Consider the following 16,103-nt stretch of genomic DNA (forward strand, 5'->3'; position numbering starts at 1 on the left):
TCACTCCCTTTTGTAATTTAGCAGGTGATACGATGATACCTTAAGTGTGTACTCCGGGCATACCTCCTTTCCAAAAAAAGAGATTCCTAAGATCAACCCTTGACGGAACCAACAAGCATCCCCTGTACAAAATAACGCTGTACGAAAGGATAGATAACAAGTACCGGCAAGGTGGCAATCACAATTAAGGAATACTTCAGCAGCTCGGAAAGCTGTTGTTTCTCGACCAGTTTCCCCACGTCCATAGCCCCACCAGCGCTGTTGTTCTGAATGATGATGCTTCGCAAGACAAGCTGTAAGGGGAACAAATCTGCTGATTTCAGATAAATCAACGCATCGAAATAGGCATTCCATTGACCTACCGCGTACATAAGCACCAACACTGCGAGAATCGGCTTGGATAACGGGAGCACCACGCTCCAGATGAATCTCATATCACTACAGCCGTCGATTTCACTAGCTTCCAAAAGCTCCTCCGGAATCGAGGATTGAAAGAAGGAGCGGGCAATAATGACCTGCCAGACCCAAATGGCGTTCGGAATCAGCAGCGCCCACCGAGTGTCGATCAGATGCATCTCCTTCACTACCAAATAGGTGGGAATTAGCCCCCCACTGAAGATCATGGTGAAGGTAATGATCATCATCAGTGTATTTCGTCCGAAAAAACCTTTTCGAGACAGTGGATAAGCAATCATAACCGTTAAAGTTATACTAATCAGCGTTCCCGCTGCGGTGTAGAAAATTGAGTTTCCATAACCGGTGATAATCTCAGGCGTATTCAGCAACACTTTAAAACCTTTGAAGGATATATCTACAGGCCAGAGCCAGACACGACCAGAGGTTACGGCTGCCGGACTACTGATTGAGCTGCTGATGATAAAAATAAGCGGATAAAGTACAGCGATTACCACAAGAGTGAGCACAATATAGATTGTGATCAGGAACGCTTTGTCGCCGACGGATTCTTTAATCTTTTTTTGAACTGCTGCTGCCATAGATGAGCTCCTTTCCTACCAGATGCTGTTCTTCGTGATTCTTTTCGCCAGACCGTTTACTGTAAATAAGAGAACCAGGTTGATGATGGAGTTGAACAGGCCCACCGCAGTTGCAAAGCTGTAATTGGCATTCAACAGACCGACCCGGTAGACATAAGTGGCAATGATCTCAGAATTAACGAGGTTAAGCGGGTTCTGTAGCAGGTAGACTTTTTCAAAGCCGATCGCCATTACATTCCCTACATTCAGAATCAAAATGATAACAATAGTTGGCACAATCCCTGGCAAATCGACGTGACGGATTTTTTGAAACCGCGAGGCTCCATCAACTTTGGCAGCTTCATAAAGTGTTGGATCTATCCCTGCAAGCGCTGCCAAATATACGACTGCACTGTAGCCCGCTGTCTGCCAAATATCAGACCACACATAAATCGAACGGAACATGCCGGGTTCACCTAGGAAGTTAATAGAATCCAGTCCGAAGAAGTTGAGTGCAATGTTGGCAAAACCGAGCCGTGGGGCCAGAAATAGCATAACGATTGACACCATGACAACCGTCGAGATGAAATAAGGAGCAAACGATACAAGCTGAACGAATTTCTTAAACCTTCCTCCCCGTACCTCATTAATCATGAGCGCAAGAATAATCGGGATTGGAAAACCCGCCAGCAACTGATAGCCACTAAGCATAATAGTATTCTTGAGCAGCGTCCAAAACTGCGGATTCTCAAAGAAGAGCTGGAAGTTTTTAAATCCGACCCATGGACTTCCCCATATCCCTTTTATGACGTTATAGTCCTTAAAGGCTAGGACAGTGTTCAGCATCGGATAATACTTGAAGATGATAAAAAACAGCAAAGGCGGAATCACAAGCAGATGTAACTGCCAGTGCTTTTTTATGCTTTTGCGAGCATTTTGTAAGAATGCGGGGCCTTTGCTTTTCGGCAACGACTTGCGATGTAATACTATTTCTTTCTCCAGAACAATTCCCCCTAAGCAGATGTCTGTGATTTTTGATAGCGCTTTCTACGGATTGATCATAGATGACTTTTATCTCCAAAAGAAAGGTACACTTGGGGACTTCAGCGTACAAATCGCCTTATCTGAGGAGCACAAAATAGCAGTAGAACAGCCATTTTTCCGAATTGCAGGGTTGAAATCAGAAAAAAGACTGCATCGTCCAAAGTGGACAGTGCAGCCGTATGTTATGGCATATTTTTTTATTCATCCACAGATTGTCTATAGGTACTCGGGGAGACACCCATCAACCTTTTAAATGCGCGTCTGAAGGAATGTGAACTGTTGTAGCCCACCCGCACGGCAATCTCATCCACCGTTAATCCATTCTCTTTGAGCAGGATAATGGCTTGATCCATTCTGACTTTTATCAAATGGTCGGAGAAGTTGACACCCGTTACCTCTTTAAACAGCTGGGAAATGTATTTTTCCGGCCGCTCCACCTGTTCCGCCACCCGGTAGAGGGTCAGTTCCGTATCCGAATAGTTTTTTGCTGTGTAGTCCTTAATCTGCTTGATGATTTGAATATGAATATCTTTCTTTTTATTCGCAATGAGTCCGCACAGCTCTTCCATAATGTCAAAAAATTCGTTCTGGATCGTCTCAAGCGACTCTGATGAGCCAATGTCTATGACCCGCCGTTTGACACTCTCGATATCTGAATATTCGGTAAATGCCTTTTGATCCAATAGCTTGAGAAAAGTCCCCTTCATTTCCCCGACAAGCTGGTGCTTCATTTCGATGGATAATTCTCGCTGCTCCATATTCTGGGCGATAATCGCACGCACAATCCGTTCGGCTTCTTCTAGCTCTCCGGCTCGAATCGTGCTGATTAACCGTTGCTCCGAATCCAGCGGATAATAATAAGTTGTATTCTCGATCTGAGCTTCGCTACTCCAGATAATTCCTTTCTTATTCATGTAAACTGCATATTCCAGCGCCTGCTTCGCTTGATCATACGAAAGGCTAACCTCCGTTACCTCTGTGAATAGATCCCCGAAGCCCGCCAGAATGGTAATGCGGTACTCATTAAAGACATTTTGAGCGAGCTCCTCCATCGTCTGGGTGATATTCGCTGCTTCCTGTTCCTTGTCAGCTCCTTTTTCCCTAGAAAAGAACAGCGTTACAACTTTATCAGAGCCCATATCCGTCATCAAGACATCCACGCCAAGATCAGCCAAGGTCTGTTTCAGCAGCAGCCGGGAAGCGCTCAACTCGTTCAGAATTTCAACACTGTCCATACCCGCATATCCGTTAATTTGAACAATTCCTACGTAGCCAGTATCCTGATTCATGCTGATATCCGCCTGCTTGGCTGCAGAGATAATTTCATCCCGCGTCTTGAATTCACCGGCAATCAGCCGTTTCAGGAAGGCATCTCGGACCAGAGGAAGCTGGCGGTTAAGCTCGGACTCGAGCAGCTTATTTTTGGTAATCATATCGGCAATATTTCCGCTCAAAAAGTCAAATTCATTCCTCTCCGAGGCTTCTTCTTTACCGAATTGCTCCTTCATGACGCTGAGCATACGATTGATTGGCGCGCTGTTACGGTAAGCTAATATCAGTCCGGCAATCAAACCGATAATTAGAGTGCCTCCTGTAATTTGTATGGAGATTCTTTTGATCTTGTTAGCATTCTCCATCAAAATATCTTGAGGAATCCCGGTCTGATACACCCAGCCATTGGAATCGGAACGGGTAGTAATCACCAGATCATCCTTGTAGAACTGACTGACCTTATTCTTATCAAAAGCTGGATCGTCGAGCATTTTGACCATTTTCTGCTCATCGCTTCCTTGCAAAACAATCGTATTCCCTTTAGCGTCACTAATATGCACCCAGCCCCCGTATCGCTCGGTCAGGCCTGAGAGCAAGCTGGAAATATTTTTTTCATCAATAATCACGACTGCGACAGCCGGCGAGGAATCATTAAAGCTATCCAAGGGGAGTGACTGCATATAGGTAATAACCGAGGTTTGCATCCCCCTGCTGACAAAATCACTAAGTGGCTTGATCTCGCTGCGGTGGGTTGTCTCAAGCACTTCTTTTCTCCAATCCTGTAACGAAAGATCCTTATAGTTGAAATTAGAGTAGTAATGCTCCGGACGATAGGTCGAACCTGGGGTTAGGATAAGATTATAGTTGGCGAGGTAAATATAATAGTTTTGCAAAAAATCATTAGTCTGACCGAAAGTCAAAACATTCCGCATCGTTTTCCAAATCCCATACACATTCGTCTCATTTTCACTTTCATTCATAAGAACATTTAGCTCCTGGTTGACCGCCAATTGCCTGGTAAAGCCTTCAACCTCCGCCATACGGCGCTCCAATATCTCCTGACTTTTCTGAAGCTGAGTGACTCCATTCTCAATCGAGATGGACTGTGTCACGGAGATTGAGGTTAGATAGGACATGTACCCGCCAATGCTGGGTATGACCAAAATGACCACATAAGAGATTAGAAATTTACGAAAGATATTGGAATATTTCAGCGTAGTTAGCCTCCCTCAATATGACATTTCGATAGCGCTATCATTACCATAGATTAAAACATTTTGCTTCATAGTCAAGGGTTCGAACTCTCTTCACCCTCCTGCACCTCTTCAGAAATGGAAAAAAAACAGCGATCTACGCCGTTATCACTGCCTTTTATCGGCAATTCCGATATTTTATCTATAGTGTGTCAGCTGTTTCGATGTGTGACCCTTACATGGCCCTCCTGTCATTTAGAAAAAAGGGGCCAGTAACGGCCCCCTTCATCATTGCTTTGGCTAGACAATCAGTTCTTCTTCTGATCTCTGGCCTCTAATCCAGATGTAAAGACATGATCCGTCGAAGCTTCTTCAATGTCGCCGAAGGCCCAATGTGTTGCCGGAACATCTGCCCACTGTGGATTCGTTACATTGATTAGGGGACCTCTGCCTAAAGCTCTATTCATAGCCACAACAGCTTCGGCACGAGTAAGCTTGGCATTAGGACGGAAAGTCCCGTCATTATAACCAGTGAAAATGCCAGTACCTTGGGCTTGCAAAATCGCCGCCTGTGCCCAATGTCCATTGATGTCAAAGAAACCGGAACCCTTCTGCGTCGAATCCGTTCTAAGCAGGGTCACCAGAGTGGCCATTTCTGCACGCGTCAACGTTTGATTAGGTTTAAAGGTGCCATCGCTGTAACCCTTTATTAGTCCCATCTTCGCTACTTTAGTTATGGCATCAGCACCCCAGTAACCAGAAGGCACATCACTGAACACGACACCTGCTCCAGTAGCCCCCTTCTCAGAAACATTGGCAAGAATCGTTGCCATCTCAGCACGCGTAATTTCGTGCTCCGGCTGGAAGAACCCACCCGGATAACCTTTGATATATGCGGTATGACGGATCGTATCAGACTCGCCATTCCCTGCAGATCCATCCTCGTTTCCAGTTGCCGGAGTTGGCGTCGGAGTCAAGGCAGGTGTGGAAGAAGGCTTAGCTGGAATGTACGAGCCACCCGAATCCGTTGATGTTGGTGTTGGTGTTGGTGTCGGTGTAGAAGTTGATGTTGGTGTCGGACTTGGCGTTGGTGTCGGAGATACAACAGGAATCGTTGAAACTGTGAATTTCAATTGATCCGTCAGCATGAAATCACCAGATTTCTTCACAGCTTTAAGCGTGTGTATCCCGCCTTCCAATCCCGAAATACTATAAATTTCCTGACGGCTCAGGCGGCTCTGACTATACGCATTCACGGTTTGGACCCGTTGTCCATCCACATAAATATCCATATCACCTTGCTCTGGACCAATAGGTGTAATCAGGCTGATTCCGGTACCCTTGAAGGTATATTCAAAGGAATCACCGTCCACTGATGTAGAGTGAACATCATTAAGATAATCTCCCCCTACAGTAAACTTAAGGTTCAGCGTGCCCACTGGCTGTGCAGCAAGATAAGATTTATTCAGTGTAACACGGTTACCTGCTACTGAATAATCAGTCCCCAGAACCAGATCATATGATCCGTTAGTAATGCCGGCAAAGCTTTCCGCTTGCTGCAGTAATGTCACCTCAATATCTTCCTGAGCGGAAGCAGCTTTATCAAAGCTGGCAGCGATCGGATTAATCATATTCGGAATTTCTACCTTGAGCATATCAAGAAGCATAAATCTGCCTGATTTCTTCACAACCTTGAGCGTGTGCATACCATCCGGTAAGCCAGAAATGCTGTAAAGGTTCTGAAGTGACATTTGTCCATGATGATAGGCACTGACTGTTTCCTTAAATCGATCGTCAACATAAATATCCATATCACCCTGTGACTCATCTACCTCTGTGAACAGCTGAATCCCCGTTCCTCTGAAGGTATATTCAAAAGAATCACCATTCTGCTCCGTATATTGCACATCGTCTTTATAGTCGCCCAATCCTCTGCCACTGCTGCGGTTCCAAGTGCCATTGTACTTAACTGTCGAATCATCGTTATTAATCATCACATAACGAATGCCTGTAGAATCGCTAATTTGTATCGACAGGGTCTGTGGATCACCAGCGTTAAAAATGAAAATCAAGTCGGTTGTGCCTGCCGGCTGCTGCGCAAGGTATTGCTTATGGATGGTCAACTTGTCATTCGTCACCGTAAAATCGACTTCCGAAAGTGCCTCGCCATTATTTTCAATACTGCTCAGTATATTACCATTCAAATTCAGGGTGACAGTAACATCCTCTTGTTGTTCTGTTACTTGTTCAAATCTAGCAGATGTCGGAGTAATGGTACTATTCTGTCCTCCTGCTGGAGTTTCTGTAGTCACCTTAAATGCGTCAAGCAGCATAAAATCACCTGAGCTTTTGGCCACTTTAAGCGTGTGAGAGCCGTTAGCCAGTCCCGAGACACTGTACAGATTTTGCTGTACCTCTCTTGATCCCGTTTTATAAGCACTAACGGTCTGTGCAGCCTCATGGTCCAGCGTAATAATCATATCTCCCTGAGATTCATGCTTTTCGGTCAGCAGGTCAATGCCAGTGCCCGTAAAGGTGTACTCAAAGGAATCACCGTTCTTCTCGGCATAATGCACATCGTCTTTATAATCACCCAATCCTCTAGATGAGCTTACCTGCCATGCGCCATTATATTTAATGCCGCTGTCATTATCATTAATGTATACTACATTAGTGACCGTTGCCTTGTTCGCAGCAGACGAATTCTCAGACGGGTCAGTCCCATAGTTCGTAACATCCGATTGTGAAGCCATCGACGGAGCAGACGAGGAATCCTTGATCGTAATGCTCAAATCTTGCTTTCCTTCTAGCAGCTCTTTGCCACCATTTCGCTTCCAATCCCCGCTGTAGCGCATACCTGTATCATCATCATTGACTGTAGAGGTGCCACCTAATGCTGTAACTTTAAGCATCCGCGACGCATGAGGTTCAAGTATCCCTCCGCTAAATTCCTTCTCAAAGTCTCCCAGCTCAGTGTGACTCCATAAATCGCGAACGGAAGCCGGGCCCTCAAGGCCGAGATCACTCCATTTGACTTTCACCTCCGCACTCTGACTGCCCAAATTGAACAGAGCTACGCTGTAAGTGCCATCTCCATTATTGGCATACCAAACCTGCTGCTGGGTATCCATAGATACCGGATGGCCTGGACGTCCTGCCTGATTTACGGCAATTACCTCATCATTGGTAAGCAGTTCTAGACCATAGCTGTCCAGCCTAGTCATGTCATTACCTGTATACAATGGCACGGAAGAGATTGACCAGAATGTCATCGCGGATTTCCGCTCGTCTTTGGTCAGACCATCCATAGATCCGTTACCAACGTTCAGAGAATCAAAATCATTCCAACCGCCAGGACCTGCATCCCTCCACCAAAGTGCTGCTTTGGGGAACAAGCGGGAAATACTCGGCCAGGCTGTCAGCCCACTGCCATCGTAAGCTTCAACATCCCAGTCAATTCGCCAACCGTTGGCATACTTTTTCCAGAAATCCACGTAATTGTGATCGAGCGCCCAGGACAGCTCAAACCAGATGTTATTTCTGTCAAAAGCCTCAGACCATGCCTCTACATCGCCGCGCGCATCACGGCTTAAGTTGTCACTCCCCGAGCCAGGAGTCACGCTGTCAAATTTGACGAAATCAATGCCCCACTCGCCAATCATATCCGCAATGGAATCCACATACTTCTGGGCACATGGATTCGTGAAATCAATTTTATAAGTGTAGGAATTCCAATAATCCATAATGGTAAGCGGTTTGGCTGTAATGTCCTGTATACGGCATTGGCCACCCGTTCCGTAAATCTCTAGATTCTGATTATAGGCATCGATGGATACCCCCGGAATCATATAGATTCCAATTTTCTGTCCATTATTATGAACATAGTCGATGACCTCTTGAAATCCGTTAGGATATAAGGTCTCACTTGGAATCGGTCTGCCGTATTCATCCATGCTGCCATTCCAGCCCGCATCAATATTGATGTATTCATAGCCATGGGCTTGCAACTTCTCATGCATAACATCCGATTGTTTTTTGATGCTTTCGGCCGAGGTCCAGTTACCTGCACCGTCGTACACCTGCATGCTGTAACTGCTCCAGCCCATATAGGGCTTTTGCGCCATACTCTTCTCAGCTGCTAGTGCCACATTGCCCTGTGTTCCTGTGAAACCGAACTGCGCTGCTGCAATTATAAATACCAACAGACTCATTCCCAGCTTTTTTCCCATTCGCTTCAAATCATCCTTACCCCCTCATAAAATGTGGTCAAAATTTCTTTGATAGCGCTTTCTTTACGGGATGATCATAAAGGAAGAACGAGTTCCACGATAGGTACATTTCCGCATTTTACGTACAAATAACCCAAAAACAAGGGGACAAATAAACAACGGAACAAACATAATCCCTCCAACACTAGAAACTTGAGGAAGATAATATGGGCTGGATCTATTTTGAAAATTATTAATAAAGACCCTTTTAACCTTATGTAACGTGATGGAAATCACATGATTTAATGTAAAATAAATGAATAATTTAGAAATGAAATACAATTATCATAATCGATGCATGATATGCTCTAGAAAGGGAGATAGGATTGAAGTTGGATTTGGAAGGGTTGAATGTGGATTCCTTGATTCAGATGCTTAAGGCATCATTTTCATTTGAGAATTGGGATGCCATGATTGAAATTGCAGACAAGCTACACGAACAAATTTCCATCATATATGAAAACAATAGTAACCTCATACGAGGTCCTAAACTGAAACGGAGTATCCCCTATTATTTTGGATATAGCTCATGCGCAAAAGGTATAGCACTACAAAAATCCGGTAAGTTTGACGAGGCAAAAATATGTATTCAGAAGTATGCTGACCTAGGCTGGATAGTAGGTTTAGATGAAGAGGGTATTAATGAAGTCGAATATTACCGCAATATAGCAAAAGCCAATTCATACGTTATCGATCTGCTGGAAGGCAAAATGGGAGTCCTACATAAATACGTTGAGTTTATTAGAAAAAGTGATGATGAAGAATTATTGCCGGGACTCATTACAATCTTAGAATCTTCGATAATACATGATTATTCCGTTGATTGGATTCTGAAGGAATTCAAAATCAATGTTGATGACATAGGAGAACATGAGACTATTGTGAATATCAGATACCATGAGGATTACATTTATCTGCTGGCGATGTATTACTATAAACAAGAGAATATGTACGATACAATCAACACTATTCTAGAAATCTTATTATTAAGCATCAAGCTAGACGATGATACAGGCTTCAAAAAATCAGCAGCGCTCTTTGAACTCCCTAGAGACCACGCCGATCATTCACAACTCAAAGTACATCACAATATCATGAAAACAATAATCGAAAAAGAGTTTACTAGGTCCTTCAGCTCGCGAATCGAGTTCAGCAATTTACACAGTTAACGATCACGGAGGTCGTCGTTGATTGGATTATAAAGTTGGCTATAAAAAAGGAGTGGTTCTCCGGTTAATGGGCGGAATCACTCCCTTAAGGTGTATTGATCCGGACCGGACCGGACCGGTCCGCTCGATCCTTTGCTTTCTGCGGGATTTATACCGTTCATTTCACCACATTCGCCCGATCCGCTGCATTCTGCGGGATTTTTACCGCTCATTTCTCCGCATCCGCCCGATCCGCTGCATTCTGCGGGATTTATACCGTAGATTTCACCGTATTCGCTCGATCCGATATATTCTGCGGGATTTATACCGCTCATTTCCCCGTATTCGCCCGATCCGGTACATTCTGCGGGATTTATCCCGTAGAATTCTCCGTATATGCTCGATCCGGTACATTCTGCGGGATTTATACCGTAGATTTCTCCGTATTCGCTCGATCCGGTACATTCTGCGGGATTTATACCGTTCTTTTCGCCACATCCGCTCGATCCGTTGCATTCTGCGGGATTTATCCTGTTCATTTCTCCACATCTGCTCCATCCGCTGCATTCTAAAGCAATTATCCCGTAGATTTCTCCGTATTCGCCCGATCAGCTGCATTCTGTGGGATTTATCCCGTTCCTTTCGCCACATCCGCTCGATCCGCAACATTTTAGGGCATTAATGCCTCTATTGTCTCCGCAACCACTCCATCCGCCTCATTCTACGGTATAAATCCCGCTTCCTTTTCGCCGCTTCTACTCCAGCCGGCCTTTCTGCCCGCCCCACAATATGGTGTTGAACCCCCTCAAAATTCGTCGCTCAGTTGACGAACACCGGTTATTCGCCATGTTTTTAGTTTAACTTTCGTTCTTCTCATTTTATATAAGATTCTTTTCACACTTTGTTTGGATTTTTTAAAATCATACAAAAAAAGCCCCGATTGATTGCCTAGGGACTTTTTTTGCTTTATTTTCTCCTATATTAAATCAAATCTACTTAACTACCTAGCTTTCACTTCAAATAGTTCTCTAATGTTCTCCGTACCGCTCCTGGGCCTGCCATCATTTCCTGGAACATAACCTCAATCTTATCGCCTAGACCAATTGCGTACAACGGAACCCCAAAAAGTCGCTCATCTTCAAGAATGGGGCGCACACTTGCGGTTTGGTCTCCAAGCGAAACTCCTTGCAGGTAACCTTGCAGTGTTTCTAGTAACGGATCTGAACTCAATGTGAAGACCTCTCCAGCATCATTCACTCCAAGTAAGTAACGACACCACACCGCGATAGCTAGTGGAATCGCTGTTAGCTGCGCTGGATCGAGCTCCTCCCGTCGAATATAGGATTTAATAGTTTCACCGAACCGTATACCCACCTTCTGCGAAGTGTCTGTAGCAATCCGCTGTGGAGTATCGGGGATAAATGGATTGGCAAAACGCTCCGTAAGGACTTCGTCCAGGAACTGCTTTGGACTGAGAATTCCTGGGTCCACTACGACGGGCAGACCTTCTTTGTAACCGATTATCTCCACAAACCTCCGCAAAGTATCATCCTTCATCTCATCCGCGATCAAGGTGTAGCCAAGCAGACAACCGGAAACAGCAAGCGCCGTATGCAGCGGATTAAGGCAGGTCGTTACTTTCATCGTCTCCACCTTGTTGACTGTCTCCCGGTCCGTAAAAATAATTCCGGCTTCCTCTAGTGGTGGACGTCCGTTCGTAAAGTTGTCCTCCACTACAAGGTATTCGCTAATCTCGGCATTTACGAAAGGAGCGGTATATGTGTTTTTGGAGGTAATGATTACATCCATATCACCAATTCCCTGTTCCAGAAGCGCGGCCTGTACACTCTCCGAAGGACGTGGTGTGATTTTATCGATCATGGACAATGGAAAGGTTATTAATCGTTCATCTTCCAGATAGCGCACAAAGTCTTCCACAACAAGTCCTCTTTGGGCCCATTCCTTAGCGATGGACACGACACCGTTTTTCAGCTTGTCGCCATTGTGTGAGCAGTTATCCATACTGACAAAGGTCATCGGATATTGGCCTTTCAGATATCTTCGATAAGCAAGCGAAGCTACAATACTCATGACATGAACAGGATGCTCCGGTCCGCTCTCGATATCCTTTTCCACAATGCCAAGATATTTATCGTGCGGATCCGTCAACGAGTATCCCTTCTCCGTGATGGTGAAGCTGGCCATTTGCAGGCTCGGATTCTCGAACACCTCGATCAATCGGCGGTACTCCGCTTCACGGTTTTTGTCCGCTGCAATTCCCTCCACAATACTGCTTACTACTCTTTTCTGAAAATCACCACGAGCATTCATCAGCACTAAAAGGGTCAGATTGTCGTAAGGCTTGTAGACTCTATCAATCATTTCGAAATCAAAGGTTTCCACCGCAATAATACCTGTATCCGACTTCCTGCCATCCAACAGCTTCTGATGAGCATTTGCCACGAATCCCCTGAAAATATTACCTGCACCGAAATGAATCCATTCCGGTTTAAGCTGTGTATTGTTTGCTACCTGCTCATAGTCGAACTGTGGAAGCTCCACTCCAGCAGCTTTCCAAGCTGCTTTTTCCCCTTGGATACTGCTTCTGGTCAGATGCAGCATTTATTTTGCCTCCTTGACGTTGTCCAAGCTATCCCAGACACCAAGCAAATACATGATGCCCATAGCTCTATCATACAAGCCATAACCCGGGCGGCAGTTCTTCTCTTCCCCCCACAGATGACGCCCGTGATCCGGACGTACATAACCAATGTATCCGTTCTCATGATAGGCTTTGACCACCTCGGCCACATCAACGCTTCCGTCACGCCCACGGTGCGACACCTCAATGAAATCACCGTTCTCAAATACCTTCACATTGCGGATATGTGCAAAATGAATACGGTCATGGAACTCGCGGATCATCGCTGGCAGATCGTTATCCGGATTCGTGCCGAGTGACCCTGTGCAGAATGTCAAACCGTTGTACGGGCTGTCCACCAAATCCAGAAAGCGGCGGATCATATCCCGATTGCGGATAATACGCGGCAGTCCAAAGATCGGCCAAGCCGGATCATCCGGATGAATAGCCATCTTGATGTCCACTTCCTCGCATACTGGAATAATGCGTTCCAGGAAATACTGGAGGTTGTCGAACAGTTTATCTTCCGTCACATCCGCATAAGCCGCAAACAGCTCATCTAGCTTCGCCAGCCGCTCCGGCTCCCAGCCCGGCATCGTGAACTGTCCAGCTCCCTTAAGAATCCGGTCCACCATCTCACGCGGATTATCGGTAATGGCAGCCTTTTCATAAAAGAGAGCATTCGAGCCATCAGGCAACTCTTTATACAGCTCTGTGCGGGTCCAATCGAAAACAGGCATAAAATTATAGCAAATCACCTTAACGCCAACCTTGGCGAGTTTACGAATGGTGTCGATATAAATATCGATATATTTATCACGGGTCGGCAAGCCGATTTTGATATCATCATGAACGTTGACGCTTTCTACTACAGCCGTGCTGAAACCCTTACTGGTGATTTGATCCGCCACTTCTTGGATCCGTTCCATTTCCCACACTTCTCCAGCTACTTTCTCGTGCAAAGACCAGACAATCCCCATTACACCCGGAATCTGCCGAATATGATCCAGCGTGATATTGTCATTGCCCTCGCCGTACCATCTCCACGTCATGTTCATTGATAAACCCTCCTGTGAATTCGTTTTCATCTATCTTGTATACAAGATTTACTTGATCATAGAATAAGAACAATTCTTTGTCAATCACAAATTCATCAGGAATTTTATCATAAAAACAAGGAATTTCCACCCTATTTTCATCTCGATAATTTTAATGAACGAACTTATCATGTATACTAGTACTGTATCTGTCATCAACAATTGAAAGCAGGAACAGAAATGTCAATCAAAGCTGAAATTCTAAACACACTGAAGCAAGAAATCCTCACGCTGGCGTTAAAGCCAGGTACCATTCTAAGTGAAACAGCCTTGTCTGAGAGGTTTCAGATTTCACGTACGCCGTTGCGTGATGTTCTCAAGCAGCTTGCACTGGAATCTTATACCGATATCTACCCGAAAAAAGGTAATATTGTGTCCTTTATTGATCTAGAATCTGTTGAACAAATCACATACTTGCGTTGCACACTGGAAAAGGAGATCCTCAAGGATCTTTCTGCACAGCTTTTACTACCCGGGGTGCACGAACTGAAGGAGATTCTTAAGAAACAAAAAGAGGTCATCGGGCAGGAGAATGCTGTAGATTCTTTCCTTAATTTAGACGACGAGTTTCACCGGGCCTTGTACAGGCTTGCTGGACGTGAGTATCTGTGGACTCTGATCCAGCAGTCGAATGTACATTATCTCAGGTACCGCAGACTGCACATGCTCAAGACCGACAAGCTGGAAGAAATCTGGAGCGAACACCAATCCATTCTTGAGCTTATGGTGCAAAAGGAAACTACCAATATCGGTCCGCTAATCCACCACCATCTTCGGGAAGATATTCATTCACTGGACTTTCAGGAGAACTTCTCGGAATACCTAAAAAAATAGTCGGCCAAAAAGCGGCTTGCCCATAAGTTAAGTGCCTTCCCGGATAAAACTTCGTGATAAGAAGAAACACATAAAATTTCTATTCCCTATTAAAAAAACAAAAAAACCTTGATTTCTCAAGGTTTTCGTAAAAAATGAACAAGGACTATAACACCACACTAATATCTTAAATCTACACCGTTAGAGGTTATGACCTTTTTGTACCAGTAAAAGCTGTCCTTACGCAGACGCAGCAGCGTTCCATTGCCTGCATCATCCTGATCAACATAAATGAAGCCGTACCGCTTGCGCATCTCCGAGGTGGAAGCCGAGATCAGATCAATACAGCCCCAGCTGGTGTAGCCCATTAGCTCCACGCCATCGGCAATGGCTTCCGCCATCTGCTCAATATGCTGTGCCAGATACTCTATCCGGTATGGATCACGGATGGTGCCATCCAGTTCGAGTACATCTGCAGCACCCAGACCATTCTCTACTACAAACAAAGGAAGCTGGTAGCGGTCATGCATCTCCTTGAGCACAAACCGCAGCCCCTTTGGATCGATCTGCCAGCCCCAGTCGGAAGTTTTCAGGAAGGGATTCTTCAGCCCTGAGGACAGGTTACCTTCCGTGGTGGTCGTGATACTCTCATCTACACTGACTACTGAGGACATGTAATAACTAAAGGAAAGAAAATCTACAAGATTGTCCCGCAGTAAAGCTTTATCTCCCGGCAACATGGTTATTGTCACTTCATGCTGCTCCAAATGCCGGCGGATATAAGAAGGATAATAGCCTCTAACCTGAACATCGGAGCAGAACATTGCCATTTGGTTCTCCGCTTGCGCTTTCAGTACATCACCGGGATGACAGGAATATGGGTAGAGCAGCTTGCGGGCCAGCATGCAGCCGATCTGGAACTGCGGATTGATCTCCCGGCCCCGCTTAATCGCAAGCGCACTGGCTACGAACTGGTGATGCAAAGCCTGAAAAGCAACCTGCTTCTCATTTGACTTGCCATCCAGAATAATCCCTGCGCCCAGAAACGGCGCTTTGAGCGTACAGTTGATTTCGTTGAAAGTCAGCCAATACTTCACCTTATCCCGGTAACGGGTGAACACAGTCTCCGCATAACGGACGAACAGTTCAACCAGTTCTCTGGATTCCCAGCCGTTGTATTTGGTGACTAGGTGCACAGGCATTTCATAATGGGAAATGGTGACCAGCGGCTCGATATTATATTTGCGCAACTCATCAAAAACATCGTCGTAGAAACGCAGTCCCGCCTCGTTGGGTACCTGCTCATCGCCATTCGGATAAATACGTGGCCAGGAGATGGACATACGGAATACCTTAAAACCCATCTCAGCGAACAAGGCGATATCTTCTTTGTAGCGGTGGTAGAAATCAATCCCTCTGCGTTTGGGGTAATTTCCCTGATTATCATCCTGTATGGCCTCTTCTAGCTGTGGACCGGACATGGACAATAGCTGCTCCAGGCTCTGCCGTTCCTTAGGAGGACAATATTTGACTACATCAGCAGTGGACAAACCCTTGCCGCCCTCATTATACGCGCCTTCGACCTGATTGGCGGCTACCGCACCGCCCCACAGGAAGTTTTCCGGAAATGGATAAGTCATCGGTTGAGCCTCC

The 16,103-nt window shown here is 45.5% G+C and carries 10 protein-coding genes; 2 read left to right on the forward strand and 8 right to left on the reverse strand.

Translation table 11 applies throughout. The features are described 5' to 3' along the window. Nucleotides 1–92: 92 nt before the first annotated feature. From NSS82_RS24470 to NSS82_RS24485, 4 genes are all read right to left on the reverse strand, one after another. Nucleotides 93–995 (reverse strand): carbohydrate ABC transporter permease, encoded by a 903-nt coding sequence (locus NSS82_RS24470; RefSeq protein ID WP_036683268.1) that lies wholly within the window; start codon nt 993–995, stop codon nt 93–95. 15 nt (nt 996–1,010) lie between these two features. Next, complete coding sequence (locus tag NSS82_RS24475; protein ID WP_038574727.1) at nt 1,011–1,865, reverse strand: ABC transporter permease; 855 nt, start codon at nt 1,863–1,865, stop codon at nt 1,011–1,013. Nucleotides 1,866–2,215: 350 nt separating this feature from the next. Continuing rightward, the gene (locus NSS82_RS24480; RefSeq protein ID WP_081382526.1) at nt 2,216–4,426 is read right to left on the reverse strand and encodes a helix-turn-helix domain-containing protein; all 2,211 of its coding nucleotides are present in this window, start codon (nt 4,424–4,426) and stop codon (nt 2,216–2,218) included. Between the two features lie 365 nt (nt 4,427–4,791). Next, on the reverse strand, nt 4,792–8,712 hold the full coding sequence (locus tag NSS82_RS24485) for a X2-like carbohydrate binding domain-containing protein (RefSeq protein ID WP_256718385.1): 3,921 nt from the start codon (nt 8,710–8,712) through the stop codon (nt 4,792–4,794). Nucleotides 8,713–9,077: 365 nt separating this feature from the next. Here NSS82_RS24485 and NSS82_RS24490 point away from each other — a divergent pair, with 365 nt between their 5' ends. Beyond that, nucleotides 9,078–9,920, forward strand: coding sequence for a DNA-binding protein (locus NSS82_RS24490; RefSeq protein WP_143761235.1), 843 nt, complete (start codon nt 9,078–9,080; stop codon nt 9,918–9,920). A 77-nt stretch (nt 9,921–9,997) separates the two neighbouring features. On the opposite strand, the gene NSS82_RS24495 is transcribed toward NSS82_RS24490, so the two are convergent. The 3 genes from NSS82_RS24495 to uxuA all read right to left on the reverse strand — a co-directional run bounded on the left by NSS82_RS24495 (nt 9,998) and on the right by uxuA (nt 13,598). Next, nucleotides 9,998–10,438 (reverse strand): hypothetical protein, encoded by a 441-nt coding sequence (locus NSS82_RS24495; RefSeq protein WP_076272213.1) that lies wholly within the window; start codon nt 10,436–10,438, stop codon nt 9,998–10,000. Between the two features lie 472 nt (nt 10,439–10,910). Further along, nucleotides 10,911–12,521, reverse strand: a complete 1,611-nt coding sequence (locus NSS82_RS24500) for a mannitol dehydrogenase family protein (protein WP_076106082.1) — start codon at nt 12,519–12,521, stop codon at nt 10,911–10,913. Next, on the reverse strand, nt 12,522–13,598 hold the full coding sequence (uxuA, locus tag NSS82_RS24505) for a mannonate dehydratase (RefSeq protein ID WP_038572722.1): 1,077 nt from the start codon (nt 13,596–13,598) through the stop codon (nt 12,522–12,524). Nucleotides 13,599–13,817: 219 nt separating this feature from the next. On the opposite strand from uxuA, the gene NSS82_RS24510 reads away from it, so the two are divergent. Next, a complete protein-coding gene (locus tag NSS82_RS24510; RefSeq protein WP_036683283.1) occupies nt 13,818–14,471 on the forward strand; it encodes a GntR family transcriptional regulator in 654 nt (217 codons plus the stop codon). Between the two features lie 158 nt (nt 14,472–14,629). On the opposite strand, the gene NSS82_RS24515 is transcribed toward NSS82_RS24510, so the two are convergent. Continuing rightward, nucleotides 14,630–16,090 carry a glycoside hydrolase family 1 protein gene (locus NSS82_RS24515; protein WP_076272214.1) on the reverse strand — a complete coding sequence of 487 codons (1,461 nt, stop codon included), beginning with the start codon at nt 16,088–16,090 and terminating at the stop codon, nt 14,630–14,632. Between the last annotated feature and the right edge of the window lie 13 nt (nt 16,091–16,103).

The sequence above is a fragment of the Paenibacillus sp. FSL H7-0735 genome (assembly GCF_038008505.1).
Taxonomy (GTDB): domain Bacteria; phylum Bacillota; class Bacilli; order Paenibacillales; family Paenibacillaceae; genus Paenibacillus_AQ; species Paenibacillus_AQ odorifer.